The sequence below is a fragment of the Martelella sp. HB161492 genome, assembly GCF_013184775.1.
In the GTDB taxonomy this organism is placed as follows: Bacteria; Pseudomonadota; Alphaproteobacteria; order Rhizobiales; family Rhizobiaceae; genus Martelella.
Genome location: NZ_JAATVV010000001.1, coordinates 371,485 through 393,950 on the forward strand (window position 1 = coordinate 371,485; position 22,466 = coordinate 393,950).

Sequence of the window (22,466 nt, forward strand, 5' to 3'; positions counted from 1 at the left end):
TTCATGCGTTATCATCAAAGGGAGGACTTGGATGACCGCTTATTTCAAACTGACCGCACTCGCCGCCGCAGGCATTGCCGCAGGGCTTATGGCTTCAAGCGCGCTTGCTGCAGACTATACACTGAACGTCAACACGGCGCTTGCCACCTCGGACCCGCTCTACAAGGGGCTTGAGGCCTTCCAGGACAATGTCGCCAAGGCATCGGACGGCAAGCTCGAAGTACGCCTGTTCCCGAATTCGCAGCTCGGCCCCGATGAGGACGTGCTGGAACAGGCCCGCGCCGGCGCGCCGGTCGCTGTGGTTGTCGATGGCGGACGCCTTGCCGTCTTCGAAAATGAATTCGGCGTGCTCGGCGCGCCGTTCCTGGCATCGGGCTATGACGGTATCCGCAAAGTGGTCATGTCCGACCAGTTCAATGGCTGGGCCAAGAAACTGCATGACAATTCGGGCCTGCAGGTGCTCTCCTTCAACTGGTGGCAGGGTGAACGCCATCTGCTGACGGAAAAGGAAGTCACCGTTCCCGCAGATCTGAAGGGCATCCGCATGCGCACGCCGGGCGCGCCGGTCTGGACCGAGACCATCGCTGCCATGGGGGCAACCCCGACGCCGCTGCCCTGGGGCGAAGTCTATTCAGCCCTGTCATCGAATGTCATCGATGGTGCCGAAGCCCAGCTTCCCGCCGTGGTTGGCGCCAAGCTGGATGAGGTCATCAAGGTCGTCACCAAGACAGGTCATATCAACCTGATCACCGGCCTGATCACCTCGGCCGGATGGTTCGACAGTCTGCCGCCGGATCTCCAGACCGTGCTGACCGATGAGGCCGTCAAGGCGGGCGATATTGCCTCTTACGGCACCCAGGATGCGCTGGCCGGCATCGAGAAACAGCTGATTTCCGAAGGCGTTGAAGTCAACGAGATCGATGTGACACCGTTCAAGGAGGCCACTGCCGGCGTTTATGACAAGCTCGGCTATGGCGAACTGCGCGGCCAGCTGCAGGCGATTGCCGCAGGCCAGTAAGCACGCCGACGGAATGCCCTGAAACAGAAGGCCGCGCCCTGAGCCTTTCAGCGCGCGCGGCCTTTTCCCTGTCACGTCATGGGGGCTTTCATGCCTGGATTTCTCGCACGTATCGAATTTGCCGTCGGCGCAATTCTGCTGGGTGTCATCACCATACTGGTGTTTGTCGCCGCCTTGATGCGCTTTTTCGGCCATCCGCTGATCTGGTCGGTCGACCTGGCGCAGCTGCTCTTCATCTGGCTCTGCTTTTTGGGCGCCGCCCGCGCCATGCGCGAGCGCGCCCATCTCGGCGTTGATTATCTCGCCCGCAAGCTTTCCCACCGTAACCGGCTGATCCTGGAAACACTGCTGACGGCACTGTTCATCGGCTTCTTGATGCTTCTGGCGGTGGAAGGCTACAAGCTCACCATGCTCAATCGCGAGCGCCAGTTCGGCGATAGCGGCCTTTCCTATGCCTATGTGACGATAGCGGTTCCCGTCGGCTGTGCCATGCTGTCACTGTCCATGCTCGGCAATCTCTACCAGTCATGGAAGCATCTGAAGGAAAAGCGTTATCTCGTCTTCTCACGTACCAGCACGGCCGACACGCTTGAAGCGGCGGCTCAGAGTGAGGTCTAAGCCATGGGTCTGATCGGCATCGTCTTTTTCGCCCTCATGGTTCTGGGCGCTCCGATCGCCTTTGCGATCGGCATTTCCGGTTTTGTTTTCTTTCTCACCTCCGATGTCATGCCGGTCTCGATCGGCGTGCAGAAGATTGCCACCGTGTCGCAGAGCTTTCCGCTGCTGGCAGTGCCCTTCTTCGTGCTGGCCGGGCATCTGATGAATGAAAGCGACATCACCGACCGGCTGTTCAAATTCTCCAAGGTCGCCGTCGGCTGGATGGCCGGTGGCCTGGCGCAGGTGGCCATCATCCTGTCAACGCTGATGGGCGGCGTCTCCGGCTCGGCCGTGGCGGATGCGGCCATGGAAGCCCGCGTGCTCGGGCCGCAGATGATCGAAAATGGCTATTCCAAGGGCTATTCGTCGGCCGTCATCGCATTGTCCTCGCTGATCACCGCGACCATTCCGCCCTCGATCGGCCTGATCCTTTACGGCTATGTCGGGCAGGTCTCGATCGGACGGCTGTTCATGGCCGGCATCATTCCCGGCCTGTTGATGATGGTCTTCCTCATGGTGACCGCCTGGCTCGTGGCCCGCAAACGCGGCTATGTGATGCAGGACATGGAAAAGCCGACGGCCCGCGCCTTCGGCAAGGCCGCCTGGGATGCAAAATGGGCCCTTTTGTTCCCGGTTCTTCTGATCGGCTCGATCCGTGGCGGACTGTTTACCCCGTCCGAAGTCGGCGCCTTTGCGGTGGTCTACGCCATCGCCGTCGGACGTTTTGCCCATGGCGTGATGAGCTTTGAGGCGATCAAGCGCGCCTTCGGTCACGCCATGTCCGATATCGGCCTGATCATGCTGATTATCCTGATGTCCGGCATGATCGGATTTGCCATCATCTTCCTGCAGGTGCCGCAGAGCGTGGCGCATTTCATGCTGGAAAGCCTGTCGAATCCGATCCTGATTGTCGCCGTCATCCTGATCGGCCTGTTCATCGCCGGCCTGTTCTTCGAGAGCACGATCCTTGTGCTGCTGCTGACACCGATCCTGGTGCCGGTTGTGGTCAAGGCCGGGGTCGACCCGGTTCACTTCGGCATTTTGATGATGACCATCGTCACCTTCGGCTCGATGACGCCGCCGGTCGGCGTCGCCATGTTCACCGTCTGCAGCCTGCTCGACACGCCACTCGAGGAATTTGTCCGCGAGGCCCTGCCCTTCATGGCGGCGATCATTCTGCTGGTGGCATTGCTGCTGTTTGCACCGGGTGTCGTGCTGTTCCTGCCAAATCTTGCCTATGGCGGCGGCTGACGCCGGGCCGACGCAATGGAAAGGCCGCGCCGGAATTCCGGCGCGGCCTTTTTGTGTCTCACAAGCGCGCCGAGGCGCGATCACGACTTCGGCGTGACGCCCGGGATCGTCCAGCCACCGGCGATCATATGCGGATCGGGCCAGTAGATGCGCAAGGTCATCGAGAAGCCACCGCTTGCGGGCGTTGGCAGCCAGTTCGGCTCCTTGTCGGCGCCGGGGCTCTCGCGCTGGATGTAAATGTCGAGCGAGCCGTCGTCATTGTATTTCAGCGGGTTGCGGTCACCGAGCGTATAACGGTCGATCGGATCGGCGGCGAAGGACTGCGCGTCGTTGTACATGGTGATCGACCAGAAGGCGCGCGCCTGGGGAACCTGATCCTTGTCGAAATGCAGCACATAAGCCTTGCCGCTGTCGAGCGGGTCGCCGTTCACGTCATGATCCGTGGTCGGATAGATGGCGTCGACCGGCTTGTTGGCGCCGAGCCCAAAATAGGCCACGGAGGCCCGGGCGATATAATCGGCGCCATAGGTGCCGATGCTGTTGATATTGACGTGCCAGTTGTTGATCTTGACACCGGAATGTTCGGCCGCCTCCTTGATGATCGGCAGCGCGATCGACGGTGCAGCCTCCATTGCCTGCTGGACCATCGCCGGCAGCGCGTCGAAATCGAAGCTTTCGCCGGGAACGAGACCGATCCGCTTCATCCGGTCGAGCGTCGGATAGTCGTTGGCATGCGGCGGGTTGGCCTTGAGCACTTCGGCAAAGCGCGTGAAGAAGGTCCGCCCGTCCATGCCGTTGACCTGATTCATCGGCGCGCTCATGTCGATCGACGGATCGGGCTTGCAGGCCGGTGCCTTGTAGTCGGTCCCCCAGGCGCTGAGCGGCACGGCCTTCAGCTGATCCTGAAACGCATGGACATTCTCGTAATCGGCGGCGCCATTGGTCTGGGTGCGCCCCAGAAGCCAGCCATGACCGGTTGGGCTTTCATAGCGCTCCACGCCGTCCGGCAGCGTTCCCTGCCAGCCGGCAGGCACCAGCGCGAAGGACTGCGCCTCGTTGCCGGTCGCGCGCGAACCGGGTGTCGCGAAAACGTCGGACCATTCATCCATGATCTGCATCAGCCAGTAGCGGCCGCCCGAAGCCGGAACCGAGATGATCAGGGGTTCGCTGGTCACGTCATACATCAACGACGAATAGAGCGTGTCCGAATTGGGCCGCACGACCTCCGTGAAGGTAGCGTCCGGAAATTCCCTCATGTTGGAGAACTGGTTGATCGCCGCACCAAGGCTGCCGGTCTCGACGCCGCAGTTGGTCGTTACCTTCTCGCTGACATCCATCGTCACGAGCGGATAGGCATAGAAATATGCGCCGACCGCAATCTCCTTGGCATCAGCTTCGGTCAGATTGCCAGCGGCATACGCGGCGAATGACGGAAAAACGGCTGAGACGGCCAGCACGACCGCAGAACCCCACCTGATAAACCTTGTGCTCATGAACGCTCCTCTCCCCTGAACGCCGTGTCGGCGCGGCGGGCGATCCCGCCGGGAGCGGACTATAATTTCACCTATGGTCGAAGTATATACAGAATACAACCGGCACATCCGGAGGCTGTGCGCGCGCAGGCAAGAACCCCGGATCTGCCGGACGCGTCGGAACTGCCGGGAGCCCACCTGCGACGATCCGTCTCACCGACGCGTCCCGGGTCGCACTGCCCTGCCCTCGCCGACCGGGCGAAATTGCGCAATACCGGCAATGCTTCGCACAAGGCCGCACCGGATAACCGGAGCGGCCCATTTCATGTCAGCAATAGCGCTCGGAAGATCAGGCTGCAGCCTGTTTCAGCTTTTCGCGCAACAGCACGCAGACAGCACCGGGCAGTTTCAGCGCCTCGGCCGCGGCAACACGCTCCGGCGTATAGAAACCTTCCTCATGCAGGCAGTTGATCGTGCCGATGACCTGACCATCCACCGTGACGGGGACATTGATGACCGACTGGCAGCCAAGTTCGTTGATCAGCTTGTGATCGAAAAAGACCTCCGCAATCGCTTCAATCGTGTTGGCGACAAAGGTTTCCCGGCGCTTCAGCGTCACATCCGACCAGTAGGTTTCATTGTAAGGCTTGGTGCCCGATACCGGATAGACATCGGGCATGTTGGAATAGACCCGTTCGGAGACGCGCGCATCCGTATCCGCGATCATCACAGTGAACAGCTTGACGCCGACAACGTCCTTTGCCAGCGCTTCCAGCGCCTTGAAAGCGGTTTCCGGCTGCGCCGTGTCGGATGCCATTGCGCGGGTGAAGGCCAGGTAGTCAGGATTACTCATTCTCGTCTCCGTTATGCGCCGGTGGCGCGTTTTCTTGCCCCGGATGCACGGCGGCTGTCCGGGCAATGACCAGACATCTCCTCGCACGCATGCGGCACCGGTACGGCCAACGGAGCGGCGGCGGACAGATGGGGGTCAAAGATTGTAATACCAGGGCGCCAAAAGCGCGAAAGAGATCGTCATCAGGATCAGAAGCGGCGTTCCGGCCCGCACGAAATCACCGAAACTGTAGTGCCCCGGCCCCATGACCAGCATGTTGGTCTGATAGGCGATCGGGGTGACGAAGGAGCAGTTGGCAGCGTAGATGACCGCTGCGACGAAAGCCATGGGTGGCGCACCGACCCTTTCAGCCATATCGAGTGCGATCGGCATGAACAGCGCCGCCGAGGCATTGTTGGACAGGATATTGGTCAGCAGAGCCACCGTGACAAACAGAATGGTGATCACCCCGACAGCGGATGTATCGCCAGCCAGCGACACCGCGCCCCTGGCGATCAGCGCAGCCCCGCCTGTCGCCTGCAATGCCGTTGCCATGGCAATCGATGCGCCGATGAGCAGGAAAAGCTGCCGCTCGAAGGCCCGGGCGGCCTGTTCCAGCGTCAGGCAGCCGGTGAGGATCATCAACAGCGCACCGACCACGGCATTGACCACAATCGGCGATATGCCGGTGGCCGACAGCAGGACGATGGCGCCGAAGATCAGGCTCGCGATCAGCGCCTTGTCACGCGGGGGCACGCTTTCGGCGGAATGCTCGAGCAGCAGGATATCGTGATTGCCGCGCATCGAGCCGATCGCTTCGTGGCCGCCACCGACGAGAAGCGTGTCGCCGGCCTCTAGTCTCAGATAGTCAAGCGCGCCGCGGCCCATGCGGTTTTTCCGCAGCACGCCGTAAATGGCGACGCCAAAAGCGGCCTGAATGCCGCAAAAACGGATTGTCCGCCCCTCAAAACGCGAGCCGGGCGCCACCACCGCTTCTGCCAGATGATAGTCCGCACCGACCCTTCGGGCGCCGGCCGTCTCGGCCTTGCCGGTCTGGGCAATGCCGGCAGCCTCGCCCTGCGCGGCCAGCTTCATGAAGGCCTTGCGCGTACCGGTCAGCTGCAGCTTGTCGCCCGCCGCCAGTTCCAGCGTGTCGTCATAGGGTGGCAGCATCAGCCGTCCGTCGCGCACCAGCGAATGCAGCGTGAAGGGCGCCAGTTCGGGAAAGAAGCCGGATGTCGGCTTGAGCCCGAGAAAGCGGCTTTGCGGATTGAGTGCGATCTCGCCCAGAAACAGCGCGCCCTTCTGCTTCGGATTGGCAATCAGCTCGGACTGGCGGCTGCGCAGGATGCGCGGCAGCACGAACAGCACATAGGCATAGCCGATCAATGCCAGAATGACGCCGAGGCCTGAAATGTCGAACAGACCGATATCGATCCCGCTCTTGGCTGCCATGCCGACGGCGATCATGTTGGTCGACGAGCCGATCGTCGTCGTCATGCCGCCAAGAATGGTGATGAAGGACAGCGGCATGAAGATCTGGTAGGCGCGCAGGCGAAAACTCGCGGCCAGTGACGCCAGAACAGGAATGAAGATCACCACGACCGGCGTGTTGTTCAAGAAGGCCGAGGTCGTACCGGCAACGATCAGGATCACCGCCACCGAAATGCGCGGCTTGCGGCTGTAGAGCTTGCCGATCCGGTTGGTGATCCCTTCCAGCGCGTCGGTGGCAAACAATCCCTTGCCGACAATCAGCAGCGCCAGCACCGTGACCAATGCCGGCGAGGAAAAGCCGGACAGCAGATCTTCAATCGAAACCACGTGGCCGCTGGTCCCGGTGTAGGGAAAAACCCCGAACAGCAACAGCAGTGTGACCAGCACCCCAAGTGATATGGTTTCTATCGAGAAGCGATCAATCGCAAACAGCACGATCGTGAAGAGGACGATGGCAAATGTCGCGGTGAGATGGAAATATTCCATTCCTGCAAACGATCCTCTGAACAAAAAAACTAATCAAGCAATGAAAGCCACAGACTAAACGCTGTCTGCGCGCGCCTGTCAATTTGGCAGTAATATGCCGCATGGGCGAAAGTCCGAAGAATGGCGGCGGGCAACCGGCAAAGCCCCCAATTACGGAACATTGTCACGGCAGGTGCCGGGACTGCAATGGCGAGGATTTTCTCGTCCTGTTGCCCTGTCAGCCAGTCTCAGCCGTGCTGGCGGCCGAATCGCCTCGTGATCAGACCGGCAAGCGCGGGCACTGAAAGCGTGATCAGGATCGCCGCCGCGCTCATGGCCATGCCAAGGCCGACGGAGCCCTGCTCGAACTGTTTCCAGATGAAAGTCGCAATTGTCGACGTGCCGAGCGGCGCCAGCAAAATGGTCGCCACCAGTTCACGCGAGGCAATGGCAAACACCAGCAGCATGGCGGCAATCATATTGGGAATGATCAGCGGAATGATGATGCGGAAAATCACCGTCAGTGTCCCGGCACCGCTGACGCGTCCGGCATTTTCAAGCCCCGTGCCCATCTGCCGGACCGCCGTCGTCGCATAGCGCACCGTATAGGGCAAAAGCAGGCAGCAATAGGCGAAGATCAGCACCAGCGGCGTGTTGTAGACGGTCAGGGGCAGCCAAGGCTGGTTCCAGGCGAGAATCATGCCGACAGCCAGGACAATGCCGGGGATCGTGTTGGGTGTCAGGCTCAGAAAATCGAGAAAACGTGCGGTCCTGGTCTTCTGGCGCACAGTCACAAGCGCGGTCAGAACACCGATGATTCCGGTGATCAGCGCGGTGGAAGCGCCGAGAATGAAACTTGTCGTCAGCGCTTCGATCGCCCCGGACGTATTATCGGCAAGCGCGCGGAAATTGTCGAAGGAGAGGTTGGACAGCTTGAGACCGCCGGAGATCGTCCGCGTCGAGGCGGTCAGCAGAACACCGGCAATCGGCATGGCCGTGCCGATGAAGGCGACGGCACCGAAAAAGACCAGGACCGGCAGCCGGAAGCGCTTCAGCGCCATCGGTTCGGCCCGCGACGGCTTGCCCGACATGGTACCGTAATCACGCTTGTTGACGATGTAATTCTGGGTCATGAAGGCGGTAAAGGCGAGGCAGACGAGAATGATCGACAGGATCGAGGCACCCGGCAGGTCGATCGGGTAATCGGACAGCCGCTGTTCGACGCCGGTAACCAGCACCAGAAAGCCGGAGCGCGCGGCAAGCACGGCCGGCGTGCCGAACTCTTCGATCGACATCGAGAAGACCAGAAGCAGGCCCGCGGCGATTGCCGGAACCGCCATCGGCAGAAGAATGCGCAGGAAACTTGTCCAGGCGGAGGCACCATGAACCCGGGCCGCCTCGAGATAGCGCCCGGAAATCGCCGCAACGCTGCGCGAAACGGCGAAATAGACCACCGGAAACACATTCATCGTCATCACGAAGACGACGCCCCAGTAGGAAAACAGGAAGCGTCCGAGATTGATGCCGGTCACCTGATCGAGATAGCCGTGGGACTGGAGCGTGAAGATCCACCCCATGGCAGCGATGTAAGGTGGAATGGTGAACGGCACGAGAAAGATCAGATCGAACAGCTGGGCGCCCGGCACTTTGAACAGCCCGCGCAGCATGCCGAGCGGCACACCGATGATGGCCGCCCCGAACACGACACCGGCGCCGAGCTTCAGCGTGTTCAGCGTCCAAAGCGCGATCTTGGGATCGTCAAGGGTTTCGGCAAAGGCTGAAAACGGCCCGGCCAGCGAACCGGCACCGATGTTCGGGAAGATTGCCTGCAGCAGGATGAAGACCAGCGGAAAGGCGATCAGAATCAGAAGCACGGGTATGACGAAGGCGGCTATGGAGCCGCCCCCGATCGTATCGTCCATCTTGTGACTGCGCGTCAGTTTCAAGGCTTATGCTCAGTTGGAAGCGAAGATATCCGCGAATTTGGTGAGCGTGGCCTCGCGATCGCCGCCGGCATCAACCGTCAGCAGCTTCAGGTCGGAAATCAGCGGGCGGTCGGCGGAAACATCGGTCCGTGCCGGCATCAGGAAGGCACTGGCAACGGCGGCCTGCCCCTCATCAGACAGAACATAGTCGATGAAAGCCTTGGCTGCATCCTGATGGGCCGAGGACTTCAGGATCATCATCGGGCGCGGCGCAATCACGGTACCGGTGGTCGGGAAGATCACCTTCATGGTCTCGCCCTTTTCGATCATGCCCATGGTCTGATAATCGACCGCACCGAAGACAACGGCGCGCGAGCCCTGCAGAACCGGGTTCAGCGCCTGGGCGTTGGCACCCGGGACGATCATGCCGTTATCATGCAGCTTCTCGAACAGATCCCAGCCGATCGCCGGATCGGAAACCAGTGCCGAAACCAGCTCATAGGCAGAGCCGGAGCTGGCCGGATCGGGCATGGTGACCATGTCCTTGTAAGCCGGGTCGGCGAGATCGGCCCAGTCCTTCGGCTCGGGAACGTCGCTCGTTGTGTTCCAGGCCAGTGCCAGAGCGGAAATGCCCTGAGCGACGTAATCGGAGGACTTCAGAAAATCAGGCACCATTTCGGCGTTCGGGCTCTGATAATCGAGCAGCAGGCCCTGGGCGTCGAAATCGGTGGCCGTGTCCCAGGAGGCCGAAATCACCACATCGGCAACCGGATTGGACTGTTCGGCAGCAAGGCGCGCCATCACCTTGCCGGTGGTGGCCTGGAAGACCTCGACATCATCGCCGGTCTTGGCCTTGAAGCCAGCAGCAAGCTTTTCGATCAGCGCACCGGGACCGGCGCTGTAGACCGTCAGTGTTTCAGCCGATGCGGTTCCGGCCATCAGCAGTCCCAAGGTCGCGGCTGCGAAAATGCCCAATGTCTTATTCATACTGTCGTCCCCTATCCAGCAATGGGTTGAATGCAAAATCAGTTCAGTTATCGCCAAACCAGCGCGCGGTTTCCCAGGCAAATGAAAGACTGACCGCCGCGCCGTCGGCGAGCGGTTCCGCACTGGCAAGATCGGCATCGATGCCGCAATCAAGCTTCAGGCGCAGCGCATAGCCATCGCCGCGAAACATCGAATGCACAACGCGGCCAGAAAGGCTTGCCTGCCCGGCACCGCGCATTTCAAGAGCCGCACGCGGCACGAACAGGTGCCCCTTGCCATCCGCGCCGCCAAAGCCTGCAGGCGGCTGAAGCACGGTCCCTTCACGCTCGACGACAATGCCGGCCGCGCCCTTGCGCGCCGGGATCAGGAGACCGAGCTTCAGGAAGGATGCGACCTCGGCCGAGGCCGGTTGACGAACCAGCATCTCCGGTGCGGCGATCTGCAGAATATAGCCATCGGCCATGACAGCAACGCGATCGGCAATGGCAAAGGCCTCGGCATGATCATGGGTGACATAAACGCCTGTCATCCCGAGGGACCGCACCAGCGCGGCGATATCGACCACCAGCTGTTCACGCAGTTCACGATCGAGATTGGAAAGCGGCTCATCGAACAGAATGAGCGACGGCTGTGAAACCACCGCACGCGCCAGCGCCACACGCTGCTGCTGCCCGCCGGACAGGGTGGCCGGGCTGCGGCCGGCAAAGGGGCCGAGCGCCACCAGATCCAGCGCTTCGGCCACACGCGCCTTGCGTTCGGCACGGTTCACATGCTGAACCTCCAGCGGAAAGGCAACATTGCCGGCAACGCTCATATGCGGCCAGAGCGCATAATCCTGAAATACCATGCCAATGGACCGCTTTTCCGGCGGCACGAGCTTTCCCGTCGCGCCATCGGCCACAACCATATCGCCAATGGCTATGCGCCCGTCGCTCGGCGCCATCAGCCCTGCCAGCAGACGCAGCAGGGTGGTCTTGCCGGAGCCGGATGGACCAAGCAGGGCCACGACCTCGCCAGGTGCAACCGAAAGATTGATGGATTTCAGAACGGCATTGTCGCCAAAATGCTTGGCAACACCCGACACGTCAACACGGGCTCCGGCCGAATGTGACCGTTCCCGCACCAAGTCAACCGGTGCTGCGCTAGCAGGCGACATCGAATTTCATTCCCCTCATCGTGCCGCCTTAGACCAATGGAGGACAGGCGCCGATCACAAAATGCCGCCTGTGTCATAGGCAATTCACATAACAGTTTTATGACCGGCGAATGCCAGCGCTCGCAATTTTCCATCGTCCCCCCTGTCCCGCCCGCTCCGACTCATGGCAGCCCGCTGGTGAGCGAACGAAAATGGCCGGTGCGTTTCCGCACCGGCCTGATGCCCTTGCCTCAGATCGTGATGCCGGCGTCAGAGAAGCGTGCGGTAAAGCGCACGGACCTCCTCGATCTTTGCCTCGCGCGGGTTGCCGCCCGTGCAGACATCGGCCATGGCAGCTTCGGACAAGGCATCGACATCCTCCGCCTTCACCCCGACATCGCTGAGCTTGGTTGGAATTTTGACGTCGACCGAAAGCTGGCGCACGGCATCGACAGCGGCCTTGCGAACCTCGGCGAGGCTCATGGCTCCGGCGCCCTCAACACCCATGGCGACGGCGATATCGCGGTATTTCTCGGCGGTGAAATCCGCATTATAAGCCATGATGGTCGGCAGCAGGATGGCGTTGGCGACACCATGCGGCGTGTCATAGAAGGCGCCCAGCGGATGCGCCATGCCGTGGACAAGCCCGAGCCCGACATTGGAAAAGCCCATGCCGGCGACATACTGGCCAAGCGCCATTTCCGCCACGCCTTCAGGATCACCGGCGCAGGAGGCGCGCAGCGAGCGGGCGATGATCTCGATCGCCTTGATATGCAGCGCATCCGTCAGTTCCCAGGCCCCCTTTGTGATATAGCCCTCGATCGCGTGAGTCAGCGCATCCATGCCGGTCGCCGCCTTCAGTGAAACCGGCATCGATGCCATCAGCTCGCTATCGATGATGGCAACCTGCGGAATGTCATGCGGATCGACACAGACGAATTTGCGCTTCTTTTCCTCATCCGTGATCACATAATTGATGGTGACTTCCGCCGCCGTGCCAGCCGTCGTGGCAAGGGCAATAATCGGCACGGAAGGCCTTTTGGTCGGCGCGACACCCTCAAGCGAACGGATGTCAGCATATTCGGGATTGTTGATGACAATGCCGATCGCCTTGCAGGTATCCTGCGGCGAACCGCCACCGATCGCGATCAGATAGTCGGCACCGGCCGCCTTATAGGCATCGATACCGGCGGTGACACAGGCAATCGTCGGGTTCGGCATGACCTTGTCATAGATGGCATAGGGCAGTCCCGCATCATCCAGCAATGCCGTCACCTTGGCAACGACGCCTGCTTTGGTCAGCACATCATCAGTCACGATCAGCGCCTTGGTATAGCCACGCCGCTGAACCTCGCCCACAAGCTCGGACCGGGCACCGGCACCGAAATATGACGTCTCATTCAGGATCATCCGATACATTTTGTTTCCTTCCCTGCGGCATCGCCGTCGAGCACGCGCGGCGTTTCGCCTTGAAACCTGGTCTGCCAGGCCGTGCCCCGAGCGGTCTTGACGTTGAAGAGAAAGCGGACAGGAGAAGGCATTTTCGTCCCCCGCCACCGGACCGGAACATTCGAGGCATCAAGACCCCGGCCGCGCCTCAAGATTAGCAGCGCCAACAGCGGGTGCGCATTGCCTTTGCGCAATTGATGTGGCCTCCGGCAGGCAAAAATGACCAATCCGGCACACCGGATCACCGGTTCTGGCAAGAACCGGACAGAAAGGGCTGTGGAGCGGTTACCGAAACGTCCCGCCAAATGCCGCCATGGCCATCGCTGTGCTTCTCACGGGAACCCGGTTCTGCAATGCATTGATTGGAAAAGTCGCCGCCCGGCGGGAACGCTCGGCCTGTCACCGGTCCTGCCCCCGTAAAGGGGGCGTTTTTCGTCCGCACCGGTCAGGGAGGATCGAGCGCGGCAAGCTCTTCTTCAGAAAACAGACGTGAACGGGTGAGGAAACGTTTCTCACGTCCATTGTCGAGACTGAACATGCCGCCGCGCCCGGGAACGACATCGAGGATCAGCTGGGTATGTTTCCAGGCTGCAAATTGCGGGCCGGAAATATAGACCTCCGCCCCTTCGACTTCACCAAGGCGCACATCGCTTGTGCCAAGGTGGAATTCTGATTTCGGGTAGCACATGGGCGACGAACCATCGCAGCAGCCACCCGACTGATGAAACATGATGTCTCCATGGTCGGCCCGGATCTCACGGATCAGCGTCCGCGCCGCATCCGTCGCCGTAACGCGACAGTGGCGCGTCGCGCCATCCGGCAGATCCTGATCGGTCACACAGCTGATCGCTTGCTCGTCCATGAAAGCCTCCCGCGTTCGCTTTGCGAGGCAACGGGCGAAAACCATTCCGCCCGTTGCGAACCGGAAATATCCGCATCGCCACTGAAGGTGACGGCTTAGAAAAAGCCGACCTTGTCCGTCGAGTAGCTCACCAGCAGGTTCTTGGTCTGCTGATAGTGATCGAGCATCATCTTGTGGGTCTCGCGGCCGATACCGGACTGCTTGTAGCCACCGAAGGCAGCATGAGCCGGATAGGCATGGTAATTGTTGACCCAGACGCGGCCCGCCTGAATGTGACGGCCGAAGCGATAGCAGGTATTGGCATCGCGCGACCACACGCCGGCCCCGAGGCCGTAAAGCGTGTCATTGGCGATCTCGAGCGCTTCCGCCTCGTCCTTGAAGGTGGTGACGGACACGACCGGGCCGAAGATCTCCTCCTGGAACACCCGCATCTTGTTGTGGCCCTTGAGAATCGTCGGCTGGATGTAATAGCCGCCGGAGAGATCACCGCCGAGATCGGCAGCAGCACCGCCGATCAGCACTTCGGCACCTTCCTGACGGCCGATATCGAAGTAGCTGAGGATCTTTTCCTTCTGCTCGCTGGACGCCTGGGCGCCGATCATGGTGTTATCAGCACGCGGATCGCCCTGGATGATCGCCTCTGTCCGTGCAATCGCCTTTTCCATGAAGGCATCATAGATATCTTCCTGGATCAGCGCACGGCTGGGGCAGGTGCAGACCTCACCCTGATTGAGCGCGAAGAACACGAAGCCTTCAATCGCCTTGTCGAGGAAGCCGTCATCCTCGCGCATCACATCCTTGAAGAAGATGTTGGGCGATTTGCCGCCGAGTTCCAGCGTCACGGGGATCAGGTTTTCGGTGGCATATTGCATGATCAGACGGCCGGTCGTCGTCTCGCCGGTAAAGGCGATCTTGGCGATGCGCGGGCTCTGCGCCAGCGGCTTGCCGGCCTCAAGACCGAAGCCATTGACGATATTGAGCACACCGGGCGGCAGGATATCGGCGATCAGTTCAGCGAGCACCATGATCGAGGCCGGTGTCTGTTCCGCCGGTTTGATGACCACGCAATTGCCTGCGGCAATGGCCGGTGCCAGTTTCCAGGCGGCCATCAGGATTGGGAAGTTCCAGGGGATGATCTGACCGACAACGCCGAGCGGCTCATGGAAATGATAGGCGATCGTATCATCGTCGATCTCGCTCATCGAGCCTTCCTGGGCGCGCAGCACCGAGGCGAAATAGCGGAAGTGATCGGCGGCGAGCGGAATATCGGCATTCATCGTCTCGCGGATCGGCTTGCCATTGTCCCAGGTTTCCGCTGTTGCCAGCAGCGCCAGATTGGCCTCGATCGTATCGGCGATCTTCAGCAGTGCACGGGCGCGCTCGGTCGGCGCGGTCGAGCCCCATTTGCCCTTGGCGGCATGGGCGGCATCAAGGGCGAGATTGATATCATCGGCATCGGATCGCGCGATCTCATTGATCGGCGCACCGGTGATCGGTGTTGTATTGGTGAAATAGCGCCCGTTCTTCGGCGGAACAAACTTGCCGCCGATGAAGTTGTCATAGCGCGCCTTGAAGGGGGACTTCAGAAGCCCTTCGGGTTTCAGCATTTCGTTCATGATTCTCCTCCCAGATCTTTCAGAACTGACAGGAAGTGTGGGCCGCCTGTTCTTCGCTGTCACCGCGGCGATGTCATAAATTGCGTCAAGCTGTCTCAGCGGCGAGACAGTTTTGCGACAAAAGCGAAATGCCAGGCGCCAGATCATGGCGCCGCAGATCAGGGTGCCATGCCGAGCCGCTTCATCCGGCGGTAAAGCGTTGCCCGGCCGATCCCGAGATCGCGTGCCGCCCGGCTGGCATTGCCGCTGTGCCGCGCCAGCGCCTGCACCAGAACGGCCCGCTCGGCCGGATCGAAGCCGCGCCGCTCATCACCATGCCCCAGAAGATCCCCGGCGGGCATGGGGGCAAAGCTGCCTGAAAGCTGCAGCCCCAGTGCCTGGCGGGCCGCCCGCGTGGCGCCGACCACCAGATCATCGGCGCTGAGCGCCAGAAGCGCCGTCGCCTCGCCGTTCTCCTCATGCCCGTCGACAAGGGTGATGCGATGACCGTCATGGGCGCGGCGAAAGCAATCCGCCTCGATCAGCCGGGCCGTCTGCTGAACCAGAGCGGCAATCATCTGATTGGCGGACGCAGTCTGATCGCTGCGGGCCGACGAGATGTCGAGCGCGCCGATCAGCGTGCCGTCGGGCCCGAAGATCGGTGCATCAATGCAGCTCATGGCGATGTTGCGATCGAAGAAATGTTCGTCCCGATGGATGATCACCGGACGAAGTTCGGCAAGGCAGGTGCCGATGCCATTGGTGCCTTCCACCGCTTCCGCCCAGACGCGCCCCGGGCGCAGCCCCCATAATTCGAAACTTTCCTGATCACCGTCCCGCCAGCGCTTGTCCAGCACAACACCGTCGCGGTCACTCAGAAACACGCCGCAGGCCGATTGCCCGACACAGCGGAACAGGAAATCAAGCCGGCCGGCCGCAGCCGAAAGCATGAGATCGCTGCGCTGGCGGCGCTCCTTCAGCGCCTTAGCATCCAGCCGTTCAGGCCGCATGCCTGCGACACCCGACGGATCGAGATTATGCTGAACAATGGAACGCCACCACGAGGCGGCAATGGGCGATGCAGCCGGTCCGCGTGCCGAAAGCGCCGTTGCCAGCACCCTGTCGGCATGCATGCCACCAATCGCCGTCTGTCTCGTCACGGCCATGGATATCTCCTCCCGATATCGATGCGGCCTCTTTCATCGCTCATGTCAGGACGCCGGGCCGCTTGGATCAGCCGCCGGCTCCTCATTCCGGTGACTGATCGCATGATGATACAGGAAAGATCGGCGCCCGTCAGCCTTGACGAAAGACAAATGCAAGCGGGGCGCAAATGCCACAAATCCGGCAAAAACGCGCTCAAGGCCTGATTTTCGCCAGAACGACTGACAGAGGCGCTCGCATGCCCTCGCCCGCCGCCCTATAGAACCGGCACGAAATGCCGGGACAGCCACCCCGGCGGGAGCACCTTGCCATGACCGAACTGCCAGATCGCCGATCCGAACTTCTGATGCCTGCCGGCTCGCTGGAACGGCTGAAGGTCGCCGTCCTATACGGCGCGGATGCCGTCTATCTCGGCACGCCGGACATGTCGCTCAGGACCAAGTCGCAATTCTCGCTTGAAGACGTGAAGGAAGGCATTGCCTTTGCCCATGCCCATCAGGTGCGGGTCTATCTGACGCTGAATCTTTTCACCCATAACAAGGATATCGAAAAGCTTGGCCTCTATGTCGAAACGCTGAAAGAGATCCGGCCCGATGGCGTCATCATCGCCGATCCGGGCGTGTTCCATTATGTGCGCAAACACGCGCCCGGCATCCCGCTTCACATCTCCACCCAGGCCAATGTCTGCTCCTCGCTGACGGTCGATTTCTGGAAGGATCAGGGCGCCGATCTGGTGGTGCTGGCCCGCGAGGTGACCTTTGCCGAAATGCGCGAGATCCGGGCCCACTGCCCTGATGTCCGGCTGGAAAGCTTCATCCACGGCGCCATGTGCATGACCTATTCCGGGCGCTGTCTTCTGTCGAATTTCATGGCCGAGCGTGGCGCCAATCAGGGCAATTGCGCCAATTCCTGCCGCTGGCAATACAAGGTCCACATGCGGCTCAAGGACGGCACCATCAAGGAGCTGCCGCTTTCGGAAGAAAATCTCGAATTGTTCGAATTCGTGCTCGAGGAAGGCTGCCGGCCGGGTGAGCTGATGCCGATCGAGGAGGATCAGCGCGGCTCCTATATCCTCAATTCCAAGGATATGTGTCTGCTGCCAAAGCTTGACGACCTGCTGTCGATCGGCGTCGACAGTCTCAAGGTCGAGGGGCGCAACAAGAGCGCCTATTATGTGGCGAGCGTCGCCCGCGCCTATCGCCGGGCCATTGATGCCTGGTACCGGGACCCGGAAAACTGGTCGCCCGAACCCTATATGGAGGCACTGGAAGGCGCTGGAAACCGTGGCTATACCATCGCCTTTCACGAGGGCCGGCTGCAGAACTATGCGCATAATTACGAAAACACCCGCACCACTGCCCCTTGGGAATATGCCGGGATCGTGCGCGAAGCCCGCGAAGACGGACTTGTGGTGGAACTGAAGAACCGGCTCGATGCCGGTGATGTGTTGGAATTCCTGCCACCCGACGCCGATGCCCAGCCGGTTCTGCTGCGCCTTTACGGCTTTCAGCTGGATGGTGCGCCGGACGAGACGCTTGCAACCGTGGAAGGCGCCCGCAAGCACCGCATTTTCGTGCCCTTCACCGCCTTCGACCATGAAGCCGCTGAGGATATGCGGACAAAATTCCCGCCTTTCACAATCATCCGCAAGGAAAGCCTTCTGAGCGAGGAAGAATGGCGGCGGCTGAAGCTCGACCGCCTCGCCCAGAAGATCGAGCTGGGCGATACCGCACGCGAGGGCGCGTGGCGCAACCAGGCGAAAAAGCTTCAGGATGCCATCAGTGCCGAAACCATGGACAAGCGCGCCCGCACCTCACGCCGCGGCGTCGAAGGCTGCTGCGGCCGCGGCTGCAATGGCTGTCTGATCTTCTGGAACGATCCGGACTATGCAAGGGCCCGCGCCCTTCTGGAAAAGAAGAAGCCGGGCGAAATGCTGGAGCGCAATATGCGCGAACGGATGGGCTGATCCGTTCTCGAGCGCTGTGCGTTCTTTTCGAAAATCGATTCCGATTTTCGAGCCGATGCGCTAGCCCTTGCCGGCTCTGACCCTGACCGGACGGCCAAGTTTCTCGCTGATCCGTCCGGCCGCCTTGTGCAGTTCGGCAATGATCGGTTCGAGCAGGCGGTGAAATTCCGGACCATCGGAATTGCCGAGACTGATGGCGGCGACCACATCACCGCGCTCGTCATGCACCGGCACGCCGACCGCAAAGATCCCGTCGAGATTTTCTTCCAGGCAGGTCGCATAGCCGGCGATGCGGCAGTTCTCGACTTCCTTCAGGAAATGGCCAATATCCGTAACCGTCTTGTCGGTATGCCGGCGGAAATCCAGCCGGCGCACGCAGGCTTCGAGCTCGTCGCTGTCCATTCCGGCAAGAATAACCTTGCCAAGTGCCGTGGTGTGGATCGGCACGGTGCGGCCGGGCTGCGGATTGACCGACATCGGCGCACCGGGCAGCGACAGGAAATAGACGATCTCGGTATCATGGAGAACGCCGAGATAGGCACTCATCTGGAACTTGATCGAAAGCTGCTGCAATTCCTCGAGCGCCGCATCGGCCAGCGTGCGCTGCATCAGATAGGACTGCCCGGCGCCGTAAAGGCCGAAACCGACGCGGTAACGCATGGTGCGCGGGTCCTGCTCGACGAAATCATGGTTCTTCAGCGTTGCCAGAAGCCGATGCACCACGCTTGGCGGAATCGACAGCCTGCGGCCAAGTTCGCGCACGCCGATATCGCCCTCGGTGGCGCTCAGCATCTTGATGATCTGAAGCGCCTTGGAAAGCGACTGGTTGGCGTCGAGATCGGTCGTGGACTTCGGCAGGTCGGTTATTCCTTGTTCGCCCAATTCTAGCAAAGCACTTTCCAATCGTCAAAATGAGTTGACGTGGCGGGACCGCCCCACCTCATCGTCCAATGTTCATATGATCAAGCAGATGCCGGAGCTCGGCGGCCGTCTTGACGCCGGAAATCACCAGCTGGTCAAGCCCGACCGCTTCATAGTCGCCGATGCGCTGCGCCGCCTCTTCCGGCGTTCCGGCGATGGCGTGACGGCGCACGACTTCATCCGTGACGAGCCGGTCGACCGCCGCCCAGTCGCTATCCGCATAGGCTTTCGCCAGAGCCTGCTGATCGAGCGTGGCACCGCCCAGCACGATATTCTGTCTGTGGTGCATGCCGCGCAGAATGAAGGCCATCTTGCGCCGCAGACCGTCATAGGCCTTTTCCGCCTCATCCTCGATGGCACAGTAGACGAGACCGATCCGCTTGCCACGCTGGCCCGCCTCGGCCTCGCCATCGGCCACATGCCTGAAGCAGCTTTCGATGAATGGCACCGACGTTGCCGCGCTGATCAGCAAGCCGTCGGCGTGGGAACCCGCAAGATGGAGCATCTTCTCGCGTGAAGCGGCAAGGATGATGGGGACGGCACGCTGCCCGGTTTCCAGCGCCCGGCCGCTAACATTGAAATGACGTCCCGCAAAGGCCACCGTCTCGCCAGACAGCAGCGCGCGCACCAGATCGACCGTCTCGCGCATCACCGGCAATGGTTTTTCCGCAGCAATGCCGGCGGCATCAAGGTCACGCGGCGCGCCGACGCCGAGGCACAGCGTGACGCGGCCGGGAAACATCTCGTCCAGTGTTGCCGCCGCCATGGCGATATAGACCGGATGCATGCTGAAAGGGCTCATCGCCATCAGCGCGACCTTGAGCCGTTTCGTCGCCCCGAGAATGGCCGTTGCCCGGGCAATCGGCTCGCGCTGGAACAGATGGCAGGCCAGCCAGAGCGTATCCACCCCGCCCTCATCCATCATCGTCGCCATGGCCAGCGTTTCCGCCCAGCTTTCCCCGCCTTCAAGCGAGAACCCGATTTCATGCGCCATCGACTGTTCCTTCCCGCAATGTCTCGATCAGCCCGTCAAGCGTATCCTCGCCGTAGATTTCGGCCCCCGTCGGCGTCACGTCCTTCAGGCCTGACGAGGTCATGATGGCCACCACCTTGCCATCCAGAACCAGCCCGTTTTCGGCAGCTTCTGAAGCGGCAGCAAGACCGGCAACCCCGGAATATTCCTGGAAGAGGCCGCGTCCGGCAAGACGCCGGCGCATGGTGGCAATGCCAGCCTCGGAGGCCGGCAACGCCCGGTCAGCCCGGTTGTCGATCGCCATGGCGCCGCGATAGCTGCTCACCGCGCAGGCAATGCCAACCGCAATCGAGGCGGGGCCGGAAACCTCGGCTGCCGCTGCATTGGAGGAGACGGCACGCCGCAACGGACCGCGTATCGCCGGTTCGCAGGCATAGATTTTCGGCAGCCGGTCAACCAGACCGAGCCGCTTCAGCTCCTGAAAACCCTTCCACACGCCAAACAGCATTTCGCCATAGCCGGTCGGCGCCAGGATATGGTCCGGCACCGTATGATCAAGCTGGAGAAACAGCTCATAGGCTATGGTCTTGTATCCTTCGGGGCCATAGGGATTGCCGGTGTGAAAGCGCGTCAGATTGCTGGCCGGCATGAAGCCGGTCTCGTTGACAATGCGGCGCAGCACCGGCCAGCGGCGATTCTCGGGCGTGACGACGACACGGGCGCCAAGCGACATCAGAAAATCGCGGAACGCGGGCGGCATGCCACCGCTGGTGACCACCACGCACGGCAATCCGGCGCGCGCCGCATAGGCTGCAGCCGCCGCCCCGTGATTGCCGGACGAGGCAACGGCAATGCCGCGGGCGCCTGAGGCAATCGCGGCGCTGACGACACAGAGATTGAGCCTGTCCTTATGGCTCCAGGTCGGATTGCGGCTTTCATCTTTCAGATAGAGATCGCCGGTAATGCCGATCGAGCGGCCGAAGGCTTCGGCAGCAATCAGCGGCGTTCCGCCCTCGCCCATCGACAGCCCTTTGGCCAGAGGCGGCAAAAGCGGCGCCCAGCGATCCAGTCCGGGGCCGGGGGCCTGCTCAAACAGACGGCGATCCACCGCATCATAGTCGTAATCGATTTCGAGCGGATATTGCATCGCCTCATCCGATGATTCCGGGCAGCCGTCAACGATCACCGGTGTCAACGGAAAGAGACGGCTCGGATCACCGAGCGAGCGCTGACCGATGGCCAGCGAGCCCGGCGCGATTTCCAGCGCCGGGCCAGCGTCATTCAGCTTCGTCTCAGACGACATGCGGCATGACTTCCTCTGCAAAGACCTGCATCTGATCAAGCAGTTCCGGAACGTCATTGGCGGCGAAATAGAGGCCGAGCAGATGGGTCACACCGGCAGCCTTTGCCTTCAGCGCCTTTTCAACCACCTCTTCCGGCGTGCCGATCAGATTGATTTCCTCAAGGTTCTGCGCGCCCTCATTCTTCATCGTCGATTTCTTCAGCGAGATCAGATGCTTGCACATCTGGCTCTGGCGGAAACGGGCATAGGCTTCCTCGCGGGTCTTGCCGATATGGCAGACATATTGCGGCGCGATCTCGATCGTCTCGGGGTCACGTCCGGCCTCGGTTGCCATGGCCTTCAGCTGGTCGACCAGACCGCCAAGCTTGGTGACATCCATGCCGGCCGGGATCCAGCCATCGGCCGCACGGGCGACACGGGCGAGATGTTTCGGGCTGTTGCCGCCGAAATAGATCGGCAGCTTCTTCTGCATCGGCTTCGGCCACAATTCGACATCGCGGAACTGGTAGTATTTGCCGTCGAAACTTGCCGCACGCTCACTGAACAAGACGTTGAGCGCATCAACGCCCTCTTCGACCATATCGCCGCGATGGGCGCCGGAATCCGGCCAAAGCGCATCAAATTCCTCGCGATAGGCGCCGACGCCGACGCCGATCTCGACGCGGCCGCCGGAAAGATGATCAAGCGTTGCGATCTGCTTGGCGGTCACCACGATATCGCGGCGCATCGGCAGCACCAGAACGCCGGTGCCGAAGCGCAGCGTCTTGGTATGGGCGGCCAGATAGGCATAGGTGATCAGCGGTTCCCAGAAACGCGGCGGTGTTGGAAATTCCTCACGCACATAATGCTGGGTGGTCATGTGATCATTGCCCCAGACCGAGTGATAGCCGTGTTTTTCGGCATGCTGGGCAATCTGGAGAAGGGTTTCGGGTGATGAGAACGGGATCGGATAGGTCAAACCTTCCATCCCCGTGGGCAATCCTGCGCTGACCAGCAT

The 22,466-nt window shown here is 61.1% G+C and carries 18 protein-coding genes; 4 read left to right on the forward strand and 14 right to left on the reverse strand.

What is annotated here, in order from left to right; genetic code table 11:
- The first annotated feature begins 31 nt into the window (after positions 1-31).
- From HCK86_RS01715 to HCK86_RS01725, 3 genes are all read left to right on the forward strand, one after another.
- Positions 32-1,018, forward strand: coding sequence for a C4-dicarboxylate TRAP transporter substrate-binding protein (locus HCK86_RS01715; protein WP_176082732.1), 987 nt, complete (start codon positions 32-34; stop codon positions 1,016-1,018).
- Positions 1,019-1,108: 90 nt separating this feature from the next.
- Positions 1,109-1,636 carry a TRAP transporter small permease gene (locus tag HCK86_RS01720; protein ID WP_176082733.1) on the forward strand — a complete coding sequence of 176 codons (528 nt, stop codon included), beginning with the start codon at positions 1,109-1,111 and terminating at the stop codon, positions 1,634-1,636.
- Positions 1,637-1,639: 3 nt separating this feature from the next.
- On the forward strand, positions 1,640-2,926 hold the full coding sequence (locus HCK86_RS01725; protein WP_141147736.1) for a TRAP transporter large permease: 1,287 nt from the start codon (positions 1,640-1,642) through the stop codon (positions 2,924-2,926).
- Between the two features lie 80 nt (positions 2,927-3,006).
- On the opposite strand, the gene HCK86_RS01730 is transcribed toward HCK86_RS01725, so the two are convergent.
- From HCK86_RS01730 to HCK86_RS01775, 10 genes are all read right to left on the reverse strand, one after another.
- On the reverse strand, positions 3,007-4,419 hold the full coding sequence (locus HCK86_RS01730) for a DUF1254 domain-containing protein (RefSeq protein WP_246739411.1): 1,413 nt from the start codon (positions 4,417-4,419) through the stop codon (positions 3,007-3,009).
- Positions 4,420-4,747: 328 nt separating this feature from the next.
- A complete protein-coding gene (locus tag HCK86_RS01735; RefSeq protein ID WP_176082734.1) occupies positions 4,748-5,251 on the reverse strand; it encodes a GAF domain-containing protein in 504 nt (167 codons plus the stop codon).
- 135 nt (positions 5,252-5,386) lie between these two features.
- A complete protein-coding gene (locus tag HCK86_RS01740) occupies positions 5,387-7,210 on the reverse strand; it encodes an SLC13 family permease (RefSeq protein ID WP_176082735.1) in 1,824 nt (607 codons plus the stop codon).
- 227 nt (positions 7,211-7,437) lie between these two features.
- Positions 7,438-9,111: an iron ABC transporter permease gene (locus tag HCK86_RS01745; protein ID WP_176082736.1), complete on the reverse strand. Its 1,674-nt coding sequence runs from the start codon at positions 9,109-9,111 to the stop codon at positions 7,438-7,440.
- Between the two features lie 33 nt (positions 9,112-9,144).
- Complete coding sequence (locus tag HCK86_RS01750) at positions 9,145-10,101, reverse strand: ABC transporter substrate-binding protein (RefSeq protein ID WP_176082737.1); 957 nt, start codon at positions 10,099-10,101, stop codon at positions 9,145-9,147.
- Between the two features lie 43 nt (positions 10,102-10,144).
- Positions 10,145-11,257 (reverse strand): ABC transporter ATP-binding protein, encoded by a 1,113-nt coding sequence (locus tag HCK86_RS01755; protein WP_176082738.1) that lies wholly within the window; start codon positions 11,255-11,257, stop codon positions 10,145-10,147.
- A 249-nt stretch (positions 11,258-11,506) separates the two neighbouring features.
- Positions 11,507-12,655: a lactaldehyde reductase gene (gene fucO / locus HCK86_RS01760; RefSeq protein ID WP_176082739.1), complete on the reverse strand. Its 1,149-nt coding sequence runs from the start codon at positions 12,653-12,655 to the stop codon at positions 11,507-11,509.
- A gap of 475 nt (positions 12,656-13,130) precedes the next feature.
- A complete protein-coding gene (locus tag HCK86_RS01765; RefSeq protein WP_176082954.1) occupies positions 13,131-13,508 on the reverse strand; it encodes a DUF779 domain-containing protein in 378 nt (125 codons plus the stop codon).
- 134 nt (positions 13,509-13,642) lie between these two features.
- Positions 13,643-15,151, reverse strand: coding sequence for an aldehyde dehydrogenase (gene adh, locus HCK86_RS01770; RefSeq protein ID WP_281409578.1), 1,509 nt, complete (start codon positions 15,149-15,151; stop codon positions 13,643-13,645).
- Positions 15,152-15,321: 170 nt separating this feature from the next.
- Entirely contained in the window at positions 15,322-16,308 is a 987-nt protein-coding gene (locus tag HCK86_RS01775; protein ID WP_176082741.1) for a GAF domain-containing protein, read from the reverse strand.
- A gap of 308 nt (positions 16,309-16,616) precedes the next feature.
- On the opposite strand from HCK86_RS01775, the gene HCK86_RS01780 reads away from it, so the two are divergent.
- Positions 16,617-18,272, forward strand: a complete 1,656-nt coding sequence (locus tag HCK86_RS01780) for a U32 family peptidase (RefSeq protein ID WP_176082742.1) — start codon at positions 16,617-16,619, stop codon at positions 18,270-18,272.
- A 60-nt stretch (positions 18,273-18,332) separates the two neighbouring features.
- Here HCK86_RS01780 and HCK86_RS01785 read toward each other — a convergent pair whose 3' ends face one another.
- Genes HCK86_RS01785 through HCK86_RS01800 form a run of 4 tightly spaced genes read right to left on the reverse strand, consistent with a single transcriptional unit; the run spans position 18,333 to position 22,466 of the window.
- Complete coding sequence (locus HCK86_RS01785) at positions 18,333-19,154, reverse strand: IclR family transcriptional regulator (protein ID WP_176082743.1); 822 nt, start codon at positions 19,152-19,154, stop codon at positions 18,333-18,335.
- 58 nt (positions 19,155-19,212) lie between these two features.
- Positions 19,213-20,187 (reverse strand): LLM class flavin-dependent oxidoreductase, encoded by a 975-nt coding sequence (locus HCK86_RS01790; RefSeq protein WP_176082744.1) that lies wholly within the window; start codon positions 20,185-20,187, stop codon positions 19,213-19,215.
- Complete coding sequence (locus tag HCK86_RS01795) at positions 20,177-21,469, reverse strand: pyridoxal-phosphate dependent enzyme (protein WP_210259782.1); 1,293 nt, start codon at positions 21,467-21,469, stop codon at positions 20,177-20,179. Before HCK86_RS01795 ends, HCK86_RS01790 begins: the two co-directional genes overlap by 11 nt.
- Positions 21,459-22,466, reverse strand: a complete 1,008-nt coding sequence (locus tag HCK86_RS01800) for an LLM class F420-dependent oxidoreductase (RefSeq protein ID WP_210259783.1) — start codon at positions 22,464-22,466, stop codon at positions 21,459-21,461. The genes HCK86_RS01795 and HCK86_RS01800 overlap by 11 nt, the downstream gene beginning before the upstream one ends.